Source organism: Aquabacterium sp., from assembly GCF_044226965.1.
Classification (GTDB): Bacteria; Pseudomonadota; Gammaproteobacteria; order Burkholderiales; family Burkholderiaceae_C; genus Pseudaquabacterium.
This window is the reverse complement of the sequence record NZ_JBGAGA010000004.1, coordinates 127,349-144,479: the sequence shown is the minus strand read 5'-3', so window position 1 is coordinate 144,479 and position 17,131 is coordinate 127,349. Positions and strand designations below refer to the sequence as shown.

The window sequence follows — 17,131 nt, the reverse complement described above, 5'->3', positions numbered from 1 at the left end:
TTGGACTACACCGTCGCGGCCGTGGACGAGGCCATCAAACTGCTGTTCGCCGTGGCGGCGGAGCCGGGGCTGGGCGTCACCGAGCTGTCCAAGCGGACCGGCATCACCAAGGCGCGTGCATTCCGCCTGCTCAGCACGCTGGAGCAGCGCGGGCTGGCGCGCCGCCACGGGGACAATCCGGTGTATCGCCTGGGCCTGCAGGCCCTGCGGCTGGGCGCCAGCGCCGCCGCACAGCTGGACGTGGTGCGCGAGGCCAACCTGGCCCTGCAGGAGCTGGGTTCGGCGCTGAACGAGATGGTGATCCTGCGCGTGCGCGACGGGCTCGAGAGCGTGTGCGTCGCGCGCTGGGAATCGACGCAGCCGCTGCGCGTTCACGACGAGATCGGCCATCGCCGCCCGCTGTATGCCGGCGCCTCGGGCAAGCTGCTGCTCGCCCACGCGCCGCAGGCGGTGGTGGATGCGGTGTTCGAGGCGCCGCGCGAGCGCTTCACGCTGCAGACCCCGGTCAGCCGCACCGCGCTGCAGCGCGAGATCGCGCGGGTGCGCGAACAGGGCTATGCGGTGTCGGCCGGTGAGTTCGCGAAGGACACCACCGCGCTGGCGGTGCCGATCTTCGACGACGAAGGCGGCATCGAGGCGGCGCTCAGTGTCAGCGCGCCGTCCAGCCGCATGGACGAGCGGCGCCAGCGTGCCTGCCTCAGCCTGATGCGCAGCAAGGCCGAGGAAGTGTCGCGTCGGCTGGGCTGGCGGCCCGGCCTGGCAGCGGCGCCAGCGGCGGCCGGCTGAGGCACGACGCCGGCCGCAGCTCGGCGCGCAGGCCGGCATCGAGCTGCCGCACGAAGTGCGCCAGGTGCCGCAGCAGGCGCGCATAGCCGCCGTGGCGCACGCAGCCGGCCTCGTGCATGTACAGCGCGCGGTTCACCGCGATCTGCACGCTGTGCCGGCCCAGGGCGGGCTGGCCATGGCGGCGCAGCAGCTCGTCGCCGCGGTAGGGCCGGTTGATGCGCACGCTGTGGCCCGTCGCGCCCAGTGCGGCGGCCATCCAGCGCAGCAGGAAGGGCTCGGCGCTGCCGCCGTTCAGGTCGCTCAGCACGAAGTCGGGTCGCGGCTGGCCGGCGTCGTCGTTCATCGCGTTGCCGACCGACTTCATCGACAGGCAGACGACGTGCACGCACAGGCCGTGGTGCGCCTGGGCCGCCCCGATCAGCCGGTCGAGCGCGGCGTGGTAGGGGTCGTAGCACTGATCAATACGGCGTTGCACCTCCTGCACCGATAGCGCAGCGCGGTAGATCGGCAGGCCGGGCAGCGCATCGCGCCGGATCAGGCCCATGCCGCGGTGCGAGCTGGGGCAGGGCACGATGGCCTCGGCCCAGAGGGCATCGACATAGGCGCTCCAGCAGCTGTCCAGTGCGTCGGGCGGCACGGCCGCGGGCGTGGCCCCGGCCGGCCAGTGGGTGCCGCTGTGCGGCGAATCGAAGACCAGCGGTGAAGGCGGCTCGGGCTGCGCATGCAGCACGCAGAAGGGGGAGGCCGGCGGGCTGTCGACGATGGCGGCGAGTGTCTTCACGGTTTCGACTCCGGCAACGATGTTGCGATGGATGAAACAGTTTCGTCCATCGCGGGCAGACATTCAAGATGGATTCGGACACGCAATGCCTGAAGGTTCCTCTGAATAGGAGGGCGCGAGCGGCTTGCATTGTGGCTGGGTCTGCTCCACAATGTTTCAAACAACGCGACAGCGTCTTGTTAAACGAAACAGATGCGGAGATCCATGGCTGCTACCAAGTCCCCGGCACCCTACGCACTGATCGGCGATCCGAGCGCCGCCGCCTCGCCGCTGGTGTTCGATTCGCCGCACAGCTGGCGCGACTGGCCCGCCGACGGCACGCCGACCAGCGCGCCTGCGAGCGCGGTGAAGACGAGCTGGGACGCCTTCGTCGACGAGCTGTGGGCCGAGGCGCTGGACGGCAGCGCGCCGCTGCTGGCCGCGCGCTTCCACCGTGCCTACATCGACGCCAACCGGCCGCGTGACGACATCGATCCGGCGCTGCTGGCCGCGCCCTGGCCGGGGCCGCTGAACCCGGGGCCGACCTCGCGCCGCGGCATGGGCCTGATCCGCCGCCTGGCGCTGCCCGGCGTGCCGATGTACACGCACCTGCTGTCGGTGGAGGACGTGAGCGGCCGCATCGAGCGCTGCTACGACCCCTATCACGCCAAGTTGGCGGCGCTGGTGGAAGCCGCGCATGCGCGCTTCGGCATGAGCGTGCATGTCGACTGCCATTCGATGAAGTCCACCGGCAATGCGATGAATGTCGACAGCGGCGCCGCGCGGCCGGACATCGTGGTCAGCGACCTCGAGGGCCGCAGCGCCGATCCCTTCCTGGTCCGCTGGATCGCCGCCAGCCTGGGATCGCTGGGCTACCGGGTGCAGATCAACCACCCGTACCGCGGCGAAGAGCTGGTGCGGCGCCATGGCCGTCCGGCCAGCGGGCGCCACAGCGTCCAGATCGAGATCAACCGCGCGCTCTACATGGACGAGGCGCGCTTCATGCGCCATGCCGGCGCAGCGCGCCTGGTGCGCGACCTCGCCAGCTTCGTCAGGCAGCTGGCCGCCGGGCTCAGCGCCGAGTTTTTGCCGCGCCTGCAGGCGCCGCTGGATTCCCCCCCTCAACAGGAGTGATTGGCATGTCGAACCTCATCCGCCACACGCTGGCTTGTGCGCTGGGCGCGAGCCTGCTGTGCAGCCACGCCCAGGCCCAGTCGGCCAGCCAGGTGCAGATCGGCGGCCAGCTGCGGCTGACCGTCAACAGCACGCGCACCGGCAACGCCGGTAGCGTGACCAGCCTGACCGACAACGCCTCGCGCCTGTCTTTCAAGGGCGCCGAAGACCTGGGCGACGGACTGAAGGCCCTGTTCGGGCTGGAGTTCGGCTATGGCGCCGACACCGGCGAACTCGGCACCCCGGCATTCCGCTACTCCTACGTCGGCCTGGGCGGCGGCTTTGGCAGCGTGGCGCTGGGGCGGCTGGACTCGGCCAATCCCACCGGCTCGCCGCTGTACTCGCAGGTGACGGCGATCACCAGCTTCGCGGCCAATGACGCCGGCGCCACCGCCATCGGCACCTCGATGCTGAACGCGCGCAACCGCACCTCCAATTCGGTGGGCTATCGCAGCCCGCGCTTCGGCGGTGCCGAGCTGATGACGCGTTACTACCAACGCGGCGCCGGGTCCGGTACCGAGGCCGAGGACGATGCGAAGTCGCTGGACCTGGGCGTGCTGTACCGCGGCAAGGGGCTGACCGCTGCCATCGGCTACGCCAAGGACAAGCGCTCGGGCGGCCTGAAGAACAACGAGTTCGACGACAAGTGGCAGCTCGGCGTGCGTGGCGACTTCGGCGACTTCGAGCCCTACGTGCTGCTGGGCGTGGACCGCTACCGCAACACCGCCAGCTCGCGCCGCGACGTGAAGTACTGGATCGTCGGCGCGCAGTACACCCTGGGCCTGAACAGCCTGGTGCTGAACCTGCTGCAGCGCGACGTGCAAACGTCCCTGCACGGTACGCGCAGGCGGGTGCAGGCGGCCTGGGTGTATGCGCTGTCCAAGCGCACCGACCTGCAGACCTTCATCGACAGCGACGGCATCGATTCGTCGAAGGCCAATGTGCGGGTACGCGCCATCGGCGCGGGCCTCAAGCATGTGTTCTGAAACCCGCAGCTCCATGCAAGGATGGACACCATGAAGGCAGCCGCCATCAGCATGCTCGTCGGCCTGGCCGTGATGGCCGGGCTCGCGCGGGCGGGTGAGTTTCCCGAACGGCCGGTGAAGGTGCTGGTGCCCTTTCCGGCCGGCGGGGCGGCCGACAACGCGATGCGCGTGGTCGGCAAGAAGCTCTCGGAATACTGGAAGCAGCAGGTGCTGGTGGAAAACAGCGCCGGCGTGCACGCCATCAAGACCGGCGCCATGGCGCCGGCCGATGGCTACAACCTGCTGCTGGCCGCGGGCTCGCAGATCGTCACCTACCCGCTGCTGCGCAGCAAGCTGCCTTACAACCCGCAGACCGACCTGCTGCCGGTGGCGCGGCTGGTGACGAACCCGCCGGTGCTGGTGGCGCACCCGTCGCTGGGTGTGAAGACGGTGGCGGAACTCATCGCCATGGCGAAGCAGAAGCCCGGCGCGCTGAACTACGCCTCCAGCGGCATCGGCAGCCCGAACCATCTGGCGATGGAGATGTTCGAGGACATGACCGGCACCGAGCTGACGCACATCCCGTACAAGGGTGGCGCGCCGGCGGTGGTGGAGCTGGTGGGCGGGCAGGTGCAGCTGGGCGTCAACGCGATCCCGAGCGTGCTGGCGCACATCCGTGCCCGCAAGCTGGTGCCGCTGGCGGTGGCCAGCAGCCAGCGCGCGCGCTCGCTGCCCCAGCTGCCGACGATTGCCGAGGCCGGCGTCACCGGTTTCGAGTACACCATCTGGTATGGCCTGTTCGCGCCCGCGAAGACGCCGCCTGCGCTGGTGCAGAAGATCAGCGACGACGTGCAGCGCGCGTTGGGCGAACCCGAGGTGCAGCGCCTGCTGCTGGAGCAGGGCAACGAGCCGTCGCCGACCTCGGCCGCGAAGCTGGCGCAGTTCATCCAGCAGGACAGCGCGCGCTGGACGCGGCTGGTGCGAGATCGCAAGTTGAAGATCGAGGAGTGAGCGGTGCGCGGCCGCATCCGCTCGCCCGGTAACCAGCTGCGCCAGGGCATCGCGCTGTCCTTCGATGCGCAGAATCGGCGCGGCGGCGTCCATGGCGCACGGCTGAAGCTCGTCAGCCGGCATCGTGACCGCGAGCCCGAGGACATCGTGCCGCAGACGCGGGCGCTGATCGCGGAGGCCGCGCCGGTGGCGCGGATCGGCTTCCTGGGCACCGGGCCGATGGAGGCGCTGCTGCGCTCGGGCCTGCTGCAGGCCAGCGGACTGCCGGTGGTGGGCATCCGCACCGGCGCCACCACGCTGCGCGAGGGCCGCGCCAGCGAGTGGCTGTTCCATACCCGTGCCGGCTACCGCGCGGAAGTGGCCAAGGTGCTGGCGCACATGGCCACCATCGGCACCCTGCGGCTCGGCCTGTACCAGGAGGACAGTGCCTTTGGTACCGAGGTGCACACGCTGGTGCAGCAACAGGCCGGCACGGCAGCGCCGCCCCTGACCACCGGCGTGGCCGAAGGCTGCATCGCCGCCCGCACGCTGGCCGAGGCACTGCGCCGCGCGGGCCCGCTGCCCACGCCGGCGCGCACGCGGCAGGCGCTCGAATCCATGAGCAGCTTCGACGTCGGCGGGCTGACGATCGGCTTCACGCCGCGCGACCACCGGGGCGGCAGCCACGTCGACATCGCCATCCTCGACAGCCGCGGCCGTCTCTTGCGCTGAGCGCGCTGTCCCGCTGCCGGGCCGCGCCCAGCCCCTGGGCAAGCACGGGCTGTTGCTGGCGCGGCCCTGGACGTACGATTGTCTGGCCGTGAAGCTGACCGGTGATCGGGTTGTCCGCCGTGAGCTGTGCGCAAGCCCTTGGAGCGCGCGGGCGCTGCTTTGCTGGTCGCTGTGCTGGCTGTGGCTGGCCTGGCTGGCGGCACCGGCACTGGCGGCCGACCAGCAGTCGCCGTCGCGCGCGCTGCGGGTGCTGGTGATCGCCAGCTACGACAAGGACCTGCCGTCGCAGCGCCACCTCGAGGAGGGGCTGAACGACGCGCTGGCCGCGATGGCCGGGCCGCCCCCGCAGTTGCACTTCGAGTACCTCGACGCGGCGCGCATCGACCTGGCCGCGCAGCGCGGCGCCCTGCTGCCGTACCTGCAGGCGCGCTACGGCGACCAGGGCATCGACGTGGTGGGGGCCACCAGCACGCAGGCCGTGGACTTCCTGGCCGGCGAGCCGGGCCTGCTGCCGCAGGCGCGCCGCGTCTTTGCCGACGTGCCCGCGACCGTGCTGCCGCGCATTCGGGCGCGCGACCCGCAGGTCCCGGTGATCGCGGTGCAGAGCAACTACCCCGCCTCGCTGCGCGAGGCCCTGCGGCTGACCGCCCCGCGCCGGCTGGTGGTGATTGGCGAGACGCGCGACGAGGCCGCCCGGCTGCGGCTGACGCTGTTCCAGCAGGCCGCGGCGCAGGTGCTGGCGCAGCCACTTCCGATCGAGTACTGGCTCGACCGGCCGCTGCCCGAACTGCTGCAGCGCGCCGCGCGGCTGGAGCCCGGCGCGGTGCTGTACTACCTGCTGCAGTTCAGCGACGGGCAGGGCCACGAAGTGACACCGCTGGCGCTGGCGCGGCGCATCACCGCGGTGGCCAGCGTGCCGATGGTCTCGCAATGGGAAACGCTGGTGGGCAGTGGCGTGGTCGGCGGCTACTGCACCAGCCAACGGATGATCGGTGGCCAGCTCGCGCGGGCGATCGTCGCCGGTGCCGTGACGTCCGGCGGCACGGCGGCCGATGCCGGCATGCGGCCGGTCTACGACTGGCGGGCGCTGCAGCGCTGGCATCTGGACGAAGCCGCGCTGCCGCCTGGCAGCGTCGTGCTGTACCGCGAGCCCGGCCTGCTCACCCGCTACCGTGGCGCCGTCTTCGTGCTGGGCGCGATGCTGGCGATCCTGCTGGTGCTGCTGGGCCTGCTGCTGGCGGCGCAGCGTGCGCGCCAGCGCATGCTGGACGCGCTGGCCGGCGAGCGCAGCCTGCTGGCGCAGCGGGTGGCCGAGCGCACGGCCGAGCTCGGCGATCGGGTGAGCGAGCTGGCGCGTCGCAACGAAGACCTGATGCGGGTGAAGACGCAGCTCTCGCTGCTGGCCAACACCGACGGCCTCACCGGCCTGGCGAACCGCCGCCACCTGGACGAGGTGCTGGCGCAGGAGTTGCGCCGGATGCAGCGCAGCGGCAGCGAGCTGTCGCTGCTGATGCTGGACGTCGACCACTTCAAGGAATTCAACGACCGCTACGGCCACACCGAAGGCGACCGCTGCCTGCAGGCGATTGCCGGGCTGCTGGCCGGGCTGTGCCGCCGGCCGGCCGACCTGGCCGCTCGCTTTGGCGGGGAGGAATTCGTGCTGGTGCTGCCGGACACTCCGCTGGCCGGCGCGCTGGCGCGGGCGCAGCAGATGATGCATGCGCTGGCGATGCAGGACTGGCCGCATGCCGCCTCGCCGGTGGCGCCGCGCGTCACCGTCAGCATCGGCGTGGTGGCCACGCAGGGGGCGGTCAGCGCCGAGGCGCTGCTGGCCCGGGTGGACGCGCAGCTCTACCGCGCCAAGAGCGAGGGGCGCAACCGCATCGCCGCCGCCGGGCCGGGCGCGCCGGCGGCCGCCGTGCGGGCCGCGGCTACATGACGCGGCCGAACCACCAGACGCTCAGGCCCGCCGCCAGCAGCGCCAGCAGCGCGCCGACGGCCGTGAACAGCGCGGTGACCTCGGTCTCCTTGGTCTCGACCACCAGCCGGCTCGACAGGCCCTGGTACACCTGCTTCAGGTCTTCGGCGGTGCCGGCATAGAAGTAGTTCGCGCGGGTGAAGGTGGAGATGGCCTTCAGCGTGTCCTCGTCCAGCCGCACCCGCATGCTCCAGCCCTCGAAGCCGATGATCTCGCCGTTCTTGGTGCCGATGCCCACGGTGTAGACGCGCACGCCGCGCTCGGCGGCCATCTTGGCAGCCTCCATCGGGTCGGGGCCGGTGGTGCGCTGGCCGTCGGTGAGCAGGATGATCGCGGCCGAGTTGTAGCTGCCCGGCTCGACCGGCTTGAACACCTTCTTCGGCTTGTCGCCCGGCGCGGGTGGCATCTCGCGCGCGCCGGTGATCTGCGACAGGTCGATGCCGTCGTCCGGGAACAGCGTGGCCAGCGAGAGCACGATGCCCGAGCCGATGGCCGTGCCGCGCTGCAGCTGGAAGCGGTCGATCGCCGCGTACACGTCTTCGCGGCTGAAGGTGGGCGCCTGCACCACCGCCGCGGTGCCGGCGAAGGACACCACGCCGATGCGCACGCTGCGCGGCAGCCCGGCGACGAAGGCCTTGGCGGCCTCCTGCGAGGCCACCAGCCGGTTCGGCTGCACGTCGGCCGCGCGCATGCTGCCCGACACATCCATCGCCAGGATGATGGTCTCCTGCTGCGAGGGCAGCTTCAGCACCGCCATCGGCCGCGCACTGGCCAGCAGCAGCACGGTGAAGGCCAGCAGCATCAGCGCCGGTGGCACATGGCGGCGCCAGCCCGGGCCCTTGCCCAGCGCCTGCTTGACCAGCGCGACGCTGGCCAGCCGCACCGTGTTCTTCCGGCGCCGGTGCAGCAGCCACAGGTACAGCAGCACCAGCGCCGGCACCAGCAGCAGCAGCCACAGCATCTCCAACCACTGAAAGCTCATCGTCGTTCGCTCGGGCTCGGGTCCATCGGTGGATCGTCGGGTTCAGGCCGGCACCGCCTGCACCGATTGCCGCAGCGCGGCCGGCAGGCGCTGGCCCATCGGCATGCGCAGGCGCTGGCGCCGCAGCGCAACGAAGCGCAGCAGCGCGGCCAGCAGGTCGTCGTCGGTGGCCAGCTCCAGCGTGTCGACGCCGGCGCGGCCCAGCGCTTCGCGCAGCGCGGCCTCGTGCGCGGCGGCCAGCTGTTCGTAGCGCTCGCGCAGGCCGGGTTCGTGGGTGTCGACGAACAGCTGCTCGCCGCTTTCGGCGTCTTCGATGGTCACCAGGCCGACATCGGGCAGCACCATCTCGAGCGGGTCGTACAGCCGCACCGCATGCACCTCGTGCCGCCGCGCCAGCCGCGCCAGCGCGTCGGACCAGCCCGGCGCGCTGATGAAGTCCGACACCACGAAGACCAGCGAGCGCCGCTTCAGGATGCCCTCGGCCGCGCGCAGCAGATCGGCCAGCACCGTCTCGCGGCCGCTGGCCTGCGGCGCGCGCTGGCGCATGCGGGCCAGCAGGTTCAGCACATGCGGCCGGCCGACGCCCGGTGGCAGCACCGCCACCGGAGCCTGCGACGCAGCCTGCGTGCCGTACAGCAGGGCGCCCACGCGGTTGCCGTGCCGCGTGAGCAGCCGCGCCAGCACGGTGACGAAGCCTTCGGACACCGCGAGCTTGGTGCGTTCGTTCGAGCCGAAGTCGACGCTGCCGGTCAGGTCCAGCAGGAACCACGCGGTGAGTTCGCGGTCTTCGGTGAACTGGCGCACGTGCGGCACCTGCAGGCGCGCGGTGACGTTCCAGTCGATGTGGCGCACGTCGTCGGCATGCTGGTATTCGCGCAGGTCGGCCAGGTCCAGGCCGGTGCCGCGCCACAGCGTGCGGTAGTCGCCCTGCAGCAGGCCGTCGAGCCGGCGCAGCACGGTCCATTCCAGCCGGCGCAGCAGCGCGTCGGGGGTCTGGATCGGGCCCTCGGCCGGCGCTTCGTTCGTCATGCCGCGTGCTGCATCGGCTTGGCCGGGACCGGCACCTTGGCCATCACGCGCTCGATCAGCGCATCGGGCGTCAGCCCCTCGGACAGCGCCTCGTAGCTCAGCACCAGGCGGTGGCGCAGCGTGTCGGCGGCCAGCGCGGTGAGGTCTTCGGGCAGCACGTAGCCGCGGCCGCGCAGGTAGGCCAGCGCGCGGGCGCCTTCGACCAGCGAGATGCTGGCGCGCGGGCTGGCGCCGAAGCTGAAGTAGGGCGCCAGCTCCGGCATGCCGTGCTGGTCCGGCCGGCGCGTGGCGCCAACCAGCTTCACCGCGTAGCTGATCAGGCTGGGGTCGACATAGACCTTGCGGCATTCCTGCTGCAGCTCGGCCAGCTGGCTGGTGGTGGCCACCGGCTCCACCGTCACCGGCGCGCCGATCACCCGCTCGACGATGACGAACTCTTCCTCGTCCGCCGGGTAGTCCACCAGCACCTTCATCATGAAGCGGTCGACCTGTGCCTCGGGCAGCGGGTAGGTGCCCTCGGTCTCGATCGGGTTCTGCGTCGCCATCACGACGAAGGGCGAGGGCACCTTGTGCGACTCGCCGGCAATCGTGACCTGGCGCTCCTGCATCACCTCGAGCAAGGCACTCTGCACCTTGGCCGGCGCGCGGTTGATCTCGTCGGCCAGCAGCAGGTTGGCGAACACCGGGCCCAGCGTGGTGCCGAACTCGCCGGTCTTCTGGTTGTAGATGCGGGTGCCGATCAGGTCGGCCGGCACGAGATCGGGCGTGAACTGGATGCGCTTGTAGCTGCCGCGCAAGGTGGCCGCCAGCGTGCGCACCGTGAGCGTCTTGGCCAGCCCCGGCACGCCCTCGACCAGCAGGTGGCCCTGGGCCAGCAGCGCGACCATCACGCGTTCGAGGAACTTGTCCTGGCCGACGACGACGCGCTTGACCTCGTAGAGGATGCGCTCCATCAGGGTGGAGGCTTCTGCGGCTGTGCTGGGAGATGTGCTCATGCGGGTGGAGACCTGGGAGTTCAGAAAGGTGGCATGCCGACGGCCGCGGCGGCGTTCTCGATCGGCACCGCGAAGCCGATGCCGATGAAGGTGCGCTGCTGGTTCGGGTTCATGATCGCGGTGACGATGCCGACCACCTGGCCGTCGGTCGTGACCAGCGGGCCGCCGGAGTTGCCGGGGTTGGCCGCGGCGTCGAACTGGATCAGGTTGCTCAGGATGCGCTGGCCCTCGGGCGAGCGGAACTCGCGCTTGAGCCCCGACACCACGCCCTGCGAGGCCGAGGGCCCGATGCCGAACGGGAAGCCCACCGCCACGACTTCATCGCCCGGCGCCAGGCCGGCGGTGGACCGCAGCGTGGCGGCATGCAGGTCGTCGGGGATGGTCTTCGCGCGCAGCACCGCGAGGTCGTTCTCGGGCTGCAGGCTCACGACCACGGCCTCCGATTCGCTGCCGTCGAAGAAGGTCACGCTGATGCGGTTGGCATGGGCCACCACATGCAGGTTGGTCAGGATCAGGCCGTTGTCGACGATGACGACGCCGGTACCGACGCTCCTGCCTTCCTCGTCGTGCGACTTGTCGCCGGGCGCACCCTTGGCCATGAGCTTGCCGGACCGGCCGGCCGGCTTGCCCGGCAGCGTGGGCGACGGCCCGTGCTCGCCGATCACGCGCACCACCGACGGGATCACCGCCGCATAGGCGGCCGCGGCGGCCGAGGCCAGCGGCTCCTTGGCGATGGAGTCACGCATCGCCCCGTCGATTTGCTCGATGGTCAAGGCCGGCTTGATCTTCTGCGTCCAGGCCGGCCAGCCGGCGGCCAGGGCCAGCAGCAGCGCGCCGGCGCACCACAGCCAGCGTTCGTGGCGGACGAACCAGCGCCCGCGTGCGGCGGCCCGGCCGACATCGGCCGCTGCGACGGTGGCCGCGGCGGGTTCGGCAGGGGCTGCGGCGGCCGGCGTTGCCACCGGCGCCTGGCGCGGCGGCGTGCGACTGTACAAGGGCGTTCTTGCCATGCTCGCCAGCTCCGGCAGCCCCCGACGGGCCGCATGCGCATCACACTACCACGACCGCCAAGGCTTTGTGCAGTCCTGGTTTGGCCAGCACGCGACAGGGCATCATCGGCCCATGGCAACGACCTGGATCGACACCCATTGCCACCTCGACGCGGCCGAGTTCGACGCGGATCGCAGCGCCGTCTTGACGCGCGCTCAGGCCGCCGGCGTCGGCCTGCAGGTGCTGCCGGCGGTGGCCGCCTTCAACTTCGACACCGTGCGCGCCCTGGCGCATGCGCAGGGCCTGGCCTACGCGCTGGGCATCCACCCGCTGTACGTGATGCAGGCCGCCGACGAGGACCTCGACCGGCTGGCGCAGGCGCTGCGCGACGCGCGCGACGACCCGCGGCTGGTGGCGGTGGGCGAGATCGGGCTCGACTTCTTCGTGCCCGGCATCGACCCGGCGCGGCAGGAGCGTTTCTACCTCGCGCAGCTGAAGCTGGCGCGCGAGGCCGGCCTGCCGGTGATCCTGCATGTGCGCCGCTCGGCCGACGGCCTGCTGAAGGGCTTGCGCCGCATCGGCGCGGCCGGCGGCATCGCCCATGCGTTCAACGGCAGCGAGGCGCAGGCGCTGCAGTTCGTCGAGCGCGGGTTCGCGCTCGGCTTCGGCGGCGCGATGACCTTCGAGCGCGCGCTGCAGATCCGCCGCCTGGCCACGGCGCTGCCGGCGCAGGCGCTGGTGCTGGAGACCGACGCGCCGGACATTCCGCCGCAGTGGCTGTACCGCACCGCGGCGCAGCGGGCGGCTGGTGCGTCCTCGCGCAACGAGCCCGGCGAACTGCCGCGCATCGCCGAAACCCTGGCGGCGCTGCGCGGCTGGACGCTGGCGCAGACCGCAGCAATCACCGCGGCGAACGCCTGCGCCGCGCTGCCGCGCCTGCGGCCGCTGCTGGCGGGCGCGGCGCCGCCGGCGTGAGCGCCGCTGCCGCGCCGGGCCGGCGCAGCGACACCTGCGCGGTGTGCGCGCCGGCCACCTGGCGCAGCCCGTCGAGCGCCGGTGCCAGCAGCGCGGCGTCGGCGCTCTCGGCGTACACCGCGTAGGCCGGGTACAGGAACTCCGGCGCGTTCTTCACGCGGCGCAGCCGGCCCGCTTCGATCGCGCCGCTCACCACGTCGAGCCGGAAGTAGCCGGCGCCGCCTGCGGCCAGCACGTATTCGCGGCCGAGCGGACCGAGGCTGGCCGAGACCGGCGCGCGCGAGAACTGCGGAAAGGCCAGCCCGTGCTGGGCCGCGAACTCCGGACCCCAGTCGACATAGACATAGTCGGCTGGCGCGGGCATGCGGCCGCTGGCGGCGGTGGTCACCAGCACCAGCTTCTCCTCGATCAGCAGGTCCACGCGCAGGCCGGGGCGCTGCTGCGGTGCGTAGACCACCGCGATCTCCAGCGTGCCCTCGGCCACGCGGTTCAGCAGGTCCGACGGGAAGCCGACCTCGGTGTGCAGCGCCAGGTGCGGCGCGGCACTGCGCATGTGCAGCAGCCAGTCCAGCAGCAGCGGGTCCCACAGGCTGAGTTCGCAGCCCACCGTGAGCACCGCGCGCCGGCCCGGCGGCACGGCCACCTGCTGGCGCGCGCGTTCCCACACCTGCACCAGCGTGGCGGCATGGCGCACGAACTGCTCGCCGGCGCCGGTGAGCGTGGCGCCGGCCTTGTTGCGCACGAACAGCCGGCTGCCCAGCTGCGCCTCCAGCGTCTTGACGCGGGCGCTGATGGCCGTCTGCGTCAGGTGCAGCTGCTGCGCGGCCCGGGCGAAGCTGCCGCCCGAGACGATGGCGAGGAAGGTGCGGGCGAGCGAGATGTCCATCGCAAGAGGCCTTCATCCGGCATTTGGATGCAAGAGTTTTGCATTGAATTGGCAATCAATCTCGCTTTACGTGGAGTCAGGCACCGCCCAAGATGCGGTTCAGCACATGGCCCTTTCCCCTTCGCCCAGGAGTGCCCGATGCTCGAACCCTACGAGTGCATGGCGCCGCGACCCGACTCGCGGCGCGCCAACGCGGTGCTGGAAGGCCGCCGCATCGACGTGCAGGTGACGCAGGACGTCGTGCGCGAGGGCAGCTACATCGTCGTGCAGGTGCAGGGCGACGATGCGGGCCACGGGCCGCAGCAGGCCGAGTACATCACCGACTACCTCGAGTTCGACGTCGCGATCCGCGCCGGCTTCGAGATCGCGCGCGAGCTGATGCGCGGCCGCTGACGCGGCACGCGCCTCAGGCGCGCTGCCGCAGCCGCCGGTACAGCAGCCCGCGCGACACGCCGAGCCGCCGCGCGGCCTGCGACACGTTGCCCTGGCACTCGGCCAGCGCCTGCTCGATCAGCCGGTGGTTCAGCTGGGCCAGCGTGCTGCCCGGCGCTGCTGCCGCGGCGTCGGCCGCCGCGCCGTCCGGGGCGGGCGTGGCGGGTGGCAGCTCGGTCGCGGCCACGGTCGCGGTGATCGGCGAGGCGGTGGGCGAGGCACCGTCCTCTTCAGGGCTGCCATCGCCCAGGTCGCGGTATTCGGCCTGCAGCCACACCGTCAACCCGTTGGGCAGCGGCAGCGGCCGCGGCTCGCGCGTGAGGCTGCGCGCCAGCACCTGCTGCAGGTCGCAGCCCAGCAGTTCCTCGCAGCGGAACTGCCGCGCATCGGCCGCGTTCACGCCCAGCAGCGCCGCGGCCAGGCCGTTGAGCCAGCTGATGCGCCCGCCTTCGTCCACCGCCGCCAGGCCGGCCCGCGGGCCCTGCAGCTCGGCGGGCATGCTGTGCAGGCGCAGCAGCACCTGCTGCCGCGTCTGCGCGATGCGCAGGTTGTTCTCGATCGTGCCGGCGTAGACCTGCACCAGCCACAGCGCGTCGAAGCCGAAGGGCTGGTCTTCGATCGTCAGGTCCAGCACCGCGACGACCACGCCATGGCGGTTGCGGATGGGTGCGGCGGCGCAGCGGATGCCGGCGAGCTGCTCGTAGAAATGTTCGCCGGGCCCGATGGTGCAGCTGGCCCCGGCCTGCGCCGAGACGGCCGGCGCATTGGTGCCCACCAGCAGCTCGCCGAGGTCGACGCCCACGCGGCAGCCTGCATGCACCACCGCGCCGTCCTCGCGCGTGGCCGGCGTCACGCGCAGCAGCACGCCTTCGCGGTCGGTCAGCAGCACCTTGCAGCGGCTGCGCGCCAGCGCGGCCTGCAGTTCGTCGAACGGGCGCTGGGCCGCGCGCAGCAGTACGTGGTCGCGGCCGGCCAGGTAGTTCACCTTCGCGCGGCTGACCGGCTGGAACACCGGCCGGTGCTCGGGCTGCAGGCCGGCCTGCACGCAGCGCTGCCACGAGTGCAGCACCAGGTCGGACACCTGTCCCGCCGGCGACAGGCCCTCGCGAAAGAAGCGCTGCCGCGCCAGGGCTGAACGCTGCGTGTCGGCGGCATGCCAGGGCAGGGCGACGGGCATCGGTGATGAGCGCATGGGCTGTGTGTCGAGACAGAACAGTTTTCGATGCGGGATTCCCCGAGATTGGACCTCTCGGCCAATCCGCGGATGCTGCGCGAGGATTCCGATAACACCCCGAGGAGACTGACATGCAGACGACGCATCCGCTGCGCTGCGGGCGATGGTACGGGTTGAAGGCGGCCACCGCATCGGTGGCATTGCTGGTGTCGGCGCTGGTGGCGCCGGCCTCGGCCGCGACGCCGGCCAAGGGCACGCCCGAGCACATCCGCGCGGCCACCGCGCGCATCGACGGCGCGGCCATCCGCGCCAATGCCAGGACCACGGCCGACTGGCCCAGCCACGGCCTGGACTACAGCGAGACGCGCTTCTCGAAGCTCGCGCAGATCAACGAGGGCAACGTCAAGGACCTCGGGCTGGTGTGGTCCTATAACCTCGAATCGACGCGGGGCGTCGAATCCACCCCGCTGGTGGTGGACGGCATCATGTACGTCACCGCCTCGTGGAGCGTCGTGCATGCGGTCGACGTGCGCACCGGCCAGCGCCTGTGGACCTACGACCCGAAGGTCGATCGCAGCGGCGGCTACAAGGGCTGCTGCGACGTGGTGAACCGCGGCGTGGCGCTGTACCAGGGCAAGGTGTTCGTCGCTTCCTACGACGGCCGGCTGATCGCGCTGGATGCCGCCACTGGCGACGTGAAGTGGGAGGTCGACACCATCATCGACCACAAGTTCTCGTACACCATCACCGGCGCGCCGCGGGTCTACAAGGGCAAGGTGATCATCGGCAACGGTGGCGCCGAGTTCGGCGTGCGCGGCTACATCACCGCCTACGACGCGGCCAGCGGCAAGCAGGTCTGGCGCTGGTTCACCGTGCCGGGCGACCCGGGCAAGCCCTTCGAAGACGAATCGATGGCCAAGGCCGCGAAGACCTGGGACCCCGCCGGCAAGTGGTGGGAGTTCGGCGGCGGCGGCACGGCCTGGGACACGATGAGCTTCGACCCCGAGCTGAACCTGATGTACGTGGGCACCGGCAACGGCTCGCCCTGGGCGCGCAGCAAGCGCAGCCCGGCCGGCGGCGACAACCTGTACCTGGCCTCGATCGTCGCGTTGAACCCCGACACCGGCAAGTACGTCTGGCACTACCAGGAGACGCCGGGTGACAACTGGGACTACACCTCGACGCAGCCGATGATCCTGGCCGACCTGAAGATCGAGGGCAAGCCGCGCAAGGTGATCCTGCATGCGCCGAAGAACGGCTTCTTCTTCGTCATCGACCGCAAGACCGGCCAGCTGATCTCGGCCGAGAAGTACACGCCCGAGGTCAACTGGGCCACCGGCTACGGCAAGGACGGCCGGCCGATGGAAACGCCGGTGGCCCGCGCCGGTGACCGCCCTCGCGAGGTGACGCCCAGCGCCTACGGCGCGCACAACTGGCACTCGATGTCGTTCAACCCGAAGACGGGCCTGGTGTACCTGCCGGTGCAGAACGTGCCGGTGAACATCGTGGACAACAAGGAGTGGAAGTTCAACGGTGTGCGCCCCGGCGAGCCGATGAGCGGCGTGGGCTGGAACCTGGCGATGTACGCGAACGTCGAGCCGCCGCAGTCCAAGCCCGCCGGCCGGCTGGTGGCCTGGGATCCGGTGAAGCAGCACGCCGCCTGGCAGCAGGAGCATGTGTCGCCGTGGAACGGCGGCACGCTGACGACCGCCGGCAACCTGGTGTTCCAGGGCACCGCCGATGGCCGCCTGGTGGCCTACAAGGCCGACACCGGCGACAAGCTCTGGGAAACGCCCACCGGCACCGGCGTGGTGGCCGCGCCGATCAGCTACCTGGTCGACGGCAAGCAGTACGTCTCGGTCGCGGTGGGCTGGGGCGGCGTCTACGGCATCACCACCCGCGCGACGGAGCGGCAGGGCCCGGGCACGGTCTACACCTTCGCGGTGGGCGGCACGGCCAAGATGCCGGACTTCGTGGCCTACCGCATGGGTGCGCTGCTGAAGGGCGTGGCCTACAACCCCGAGCACTACAAGGAAGGCACCGCGCTGTACGTCAGCAACTGCGTGTTCTGCCACGGCGTGCCGGGCGTGGACCGCGGTGGCAACGTGCCGAACCTGGGCTACTCGGCCGCCGACACCATCAGCAACCTCGATCGCTTCGTCTTCAAGGGCCCGGGCATGCCCAACGGCATGCCGGACTTCACCGGCAAGCTCAGTGCCGACGACGTGGCCAAGATCAAGGCCTTCATCCAGGGCACGGCGGACGCGATCAGGCCCAAGTAGAG

Annotated in this window: 16 protein-coding genes; 9 read left to right on the top strand and 7 right to left on the bottom strand. The window is 71.3% G+C overall.

Annotated elements, in window-relative coordinates:
* Positions 1 to 786, top strand: a complete 786-nt coding sequence (locus ACILR4_RS03485) for an IclR family transcriptional regulator (RefSeq protein ID WP_395699433.1) — start codon at positions 1 to 3, stop codon at positions 784 to 786.
* On the opposite strand, the gene ACILR4_RS03480 is transcribed toward ACILR4_RS03485, so the two are convergent.
* On the bottom strand, positions 698 to 1,567 hold the full coding sequence (locus ACILR4_RS03480) for an N-formylglutamate amidohydrolase (protein ID WP_395699432.1): 870 nt from the start codon (positions 1,565 to 1,567) through the stop codon (positions 698 to 700). The two genes, ACILR4_RS03485 and ACILR4_RS03480, sit on opposite strands and share 89 nt — an antisense overlap.
* Before the next feature lie 204 nt (positions 1,568 to 1,771).
* On the opposite strand from ACILR4_RS03480, the gene ACILR4_RS03475 reads away from it, so the two are divergent.
* The 5 genes from ACILR4_RS03475 (at position 1,772) to ACILR4_RS03455 (ending at position 7,345) form a co-directional block, all read left to right on the top strand.
* Positions 1,772 to 2,680, top strand: coding sequence for an N-formylglutamate amidohydrolase (locus ACILR4_RS03475; RefSeq protein ID WP_395699431.1), 909 nt, complete (start codon positions 1,772 to 1,774; stop codon positions 2,678 to 2,680).
* 5 nt (positions 2,681 to 2,685) lie between these two features.
* On the top strand, positions 2,686 to 3,705 hold the full coding sequence (locus ACILR4_RS03470) for a porin (RefSeq protein WP_395699430.1): 1,020 nt from the start codon (positions 2,686 to 2,688) through the stop codon (positions 3,703 to 3,705).
* 30 nt (positions 3,706 to 3,735) lie between these two features.
* The gene (locus tag ACILR4_RS03465) at positions 3,736 to 4,695 is read left to right on the top strand and encodes a Bug family tripartite tricarboxylate transporter substrate binding protein (protein ID WP_395699429.1); all 960 of its coding nucleotides are present in this window, start codon (positions 3,736 to 3,738) and stop codon (positions 4,693 to 4,695) included.
* Between the two features lie 3 nt (positions 4,696 to 4,698).
* Positions 4,699 to 5,406: an ABC transporter substrate-binding protein gene (locus ACILR4_RS03460; protein ID WP_395699428.1), complete on the top strand. Its 708-nt coding sequence runs from the start codon at positions 4,699 to 4,701 to the stop codon at positions 5,404 to 5,406.
* Positions 5,407 to 5,494: 88 nt separating this feature from the next.
* Entirely contained in the window at positions 5,495 to 7,345 is a 1,851-nt protein-coding gene (locus ACILR4_RS03455) for a diguanylate cyclase (protein WP_395699427.1), read from the top strand.
* On the opposite strand, the gene ACILR4_RS03450 is transcribed toward ACILR4_RS03455, so the two are convergent.
* Genes ACILR4_RS03450 through ACILR4_RS03435 form a run of 4 tightly spaced genes read right to left on the bottom strand, consistent with a single transcriptional unit; the run spans position 7,338 to position 11,400 of the window.
* Entirely contained in the window at positions 7,338 to 8,366 is a 1,029-nt protein-coding gene (locus ACILR4_RS03450) for a VWA domain-containing protein (RefSeq protein ID WP_395699426.1), read from the bottom strand. The genes ACILR4_RS03455 and ACILR4_RS03450 overlap by 8 nt on opposite strands.
* A gap of 42 nt (positions 8,367 to 8,408) precedes the next feature.
* A complete protein-coding gene (locus tag ACILR4_RS03445) occupies positions 8,409 to 9,395 on the bottom strand; it encodes a DUF58 domain-containing protein (RefSeq protein ID WP_395699425.1) in 987 nt (328 codons plus the stop codon).
* Entirely contained in the window at positions 9,392 to 10,390 is a 999-nt protein-coding gene (locus ACILR4_RS03440) for an AAA family ATPase (protein WP_395699424.1), read from the bottom strand. Before ACILR4_RS03440 ends, ACILR4_RS03445 begins: the two co-directional genes overlap by 4 nt.
* Before the next feature lie 20 nt (positions 10,391 to 10,410).
* A complete protein-coding gene (locus ACILR4_RS03435; RefSeq protein ID WP_395699423.1) occupies positions 10,411 to 11,400 on the bottom strand; it encodes a S1C family serine protease in 990 nt (329 codons plus the stop codon).
* Between the two features lie 112 nt (positions 11,401 to 11,512).
* On the opposite strand from ACILR4_RS03435, the gene ACILR4_RS03430 reads away from it, so the two are divergent.
* The gene (locus tag ACILR4_RS03430; RefSeq protein ID WP_395699422.1) at positions 11,513 to 12,355 is read left to right on the top strand and encodes a TatD family hydrolase; all 843 of its coding nucleotides are present in this window, start codon (positions 11,513 to 11,515) and stop codon (positions 12,353 to 12,355) included.
* On the opposite strand, the gene ACILR4_RS03425 is transcribed toward ACILR4_RS03430, so the two are convergent.
* Complete coding sequence (locus tag ACILR4_RS03425; protein WP_395699421.1) at positions 12,282 to 13,241, bottom strand: LysR family transcriptional regulator; 960 nt, start codon at positions 13,239 to 13,241, stop codon at positions 12,282 to 12,284. The genes ACILR4_RS03430 and ACILR4_RS03425 overlap by 74 nt on opposite strands.
* A gap of 138 nt (positions 13,242 to 13,379) precedes the next feature.
* Between ACILR4_RS03425 and ACILR4_RS03420 the strand changes: the two genes are divergently transcribed.
* Positions 13,380 to 13,634: a hypothetical protein gene (locus tag ACILR4_RS03420; protein WP_395699420.1), complete on the top strand. Its 255-nt coding sequence runs from the start codon at positions 13,380 to 13,382 to the stop codon at positions 13,632 to 13,634.
* Positions 13,635 to 13,647: 13 nt separating this feature from the next.
* On the opposite strand, the gene ACILR4_RS03415 is transcribed toward ACILR4_RS03420, so the two are convergent.
* Positions 13,648 to 14,850: a helix-turn-helix domain-containing protein gene (locus ACILR4_RS03415; protein ID WP_395699419.1), complete on the bottom strand. Its 1,203-nt coding sequence runs from the start codon at positions 14,848 to 14,850 to the stop codon at positions 13,648 to 13,650.
* 128 nt (positions 14,851 to 14,978) lie between these two features.
* On the opposite strand from ACILR4_RS03415, the gene ACILR4_RS03410 reads away from it, so the two are divergent.
* Positions 14,979 to 17,129, top strand: a complete 2,151-nt coding sequence (locus tag ACILR4_RS03410; RefSeq protein ID WP_395699418.1) for a PQQ-dependent dehydrogenase, methanol/ethanol family — start codon at positions 14,979 to 14,981, stop codon at positions 17,127 to 17,129.
* Positions 17,130 to 17,131 lie beyond the last annotated feature (2 nt).

Excerpts from the sequence above, each read along its gene's own strand:
- ACILR4_RS03450 (WP_395699426.1), bottom strand. The coding sequence starts at position 8,366 with ATGAGCTTTCAGTGGTTGGAGATGCTGTGGCTGCTGCTGCTGGTGCCG.
- ACILR4_RS03440 (WP_395699424.1), bottom strand. The coding sequence starts at position 10,390 with ATGAGCACATCTCCCAGCACAGCCGCAGAAGCCTCCACCCTGATGGAG.
- ACILR4_RS03470 (WP_395699430.1), top strand. The coding sequence starts at position 2,686 with ATGTCGAACCTCATCCGCCACACGCTGGCTTGTGCGCTGGGCGCGAGC.
- ACILR4_RS03410 (WP_395699418.1), top strand. The coding sequence starts at position 14,979 with ATGCAGACGACGCATCCGCTGCGCTGCGGGCGATGGTACGGGTTGAAG.
- ACILR4_RS03420 (WP_395699420.1), top strand. The coding sequence starts at position 13,380 with ATGCTCGAACCCTACGAGTGCATGGCGCCGCGACCCGACTCGCGGCGC.
- ACILR4_RS03415 (WP_395699419.1), bottom strand. The coding sequence starts at position 14,850 with ATGCCCGTCGCCCTGCCCTGGCATGCCGCCGACACGCAGCGTTCAGCC.
- ACILR4_RS03465 (WP_395699429.1), top strand. The coding sequence starts at position 3,736 with ATGAAGGCAGCCGCCATCAGCATGCTCGTCGGCCTGGCCGTGATGGCC.
- ACILR4_RS03475 (WP_395699431.1), top strand. The coding sequence starts at position 1,772 with ATGGCTGCTACCAAGTCCCCGGCACCCTACGCACTGATCGGCGATCCG.
- ACILR4_RS03445 (WP_395699425.1), bottom strand. The coding sequence starts at position 9,395 with ATGACGAACGAAGCGCCGGCCGAGGGCCCGATCCAGACCCCCGACGCG.
- ACILR4_RS03425 (WP_395699421.1), bottom strand. The coding sequence starts at position 13,241 with ATGGACATCTCGCTCGCCCGCACCTTCCTCGCCATCGTCTCGGGCGGC.
- ACILR4_RS03430 (WP_395699422.1), top strand. The coding sequence starts at position 11,513 with ATGGCAACGACCTGGATCGACACCCATTGCCACCTCGACGCGGCCGAG.
- ACILR4_RS03435 (WP_395699423.1), bottom strand. The coding sequence starts at position 11,400 with ATGGCAAGAACGCCCTTGTACAGTCGCACGCCGCCGCGCCAGGCGCCG.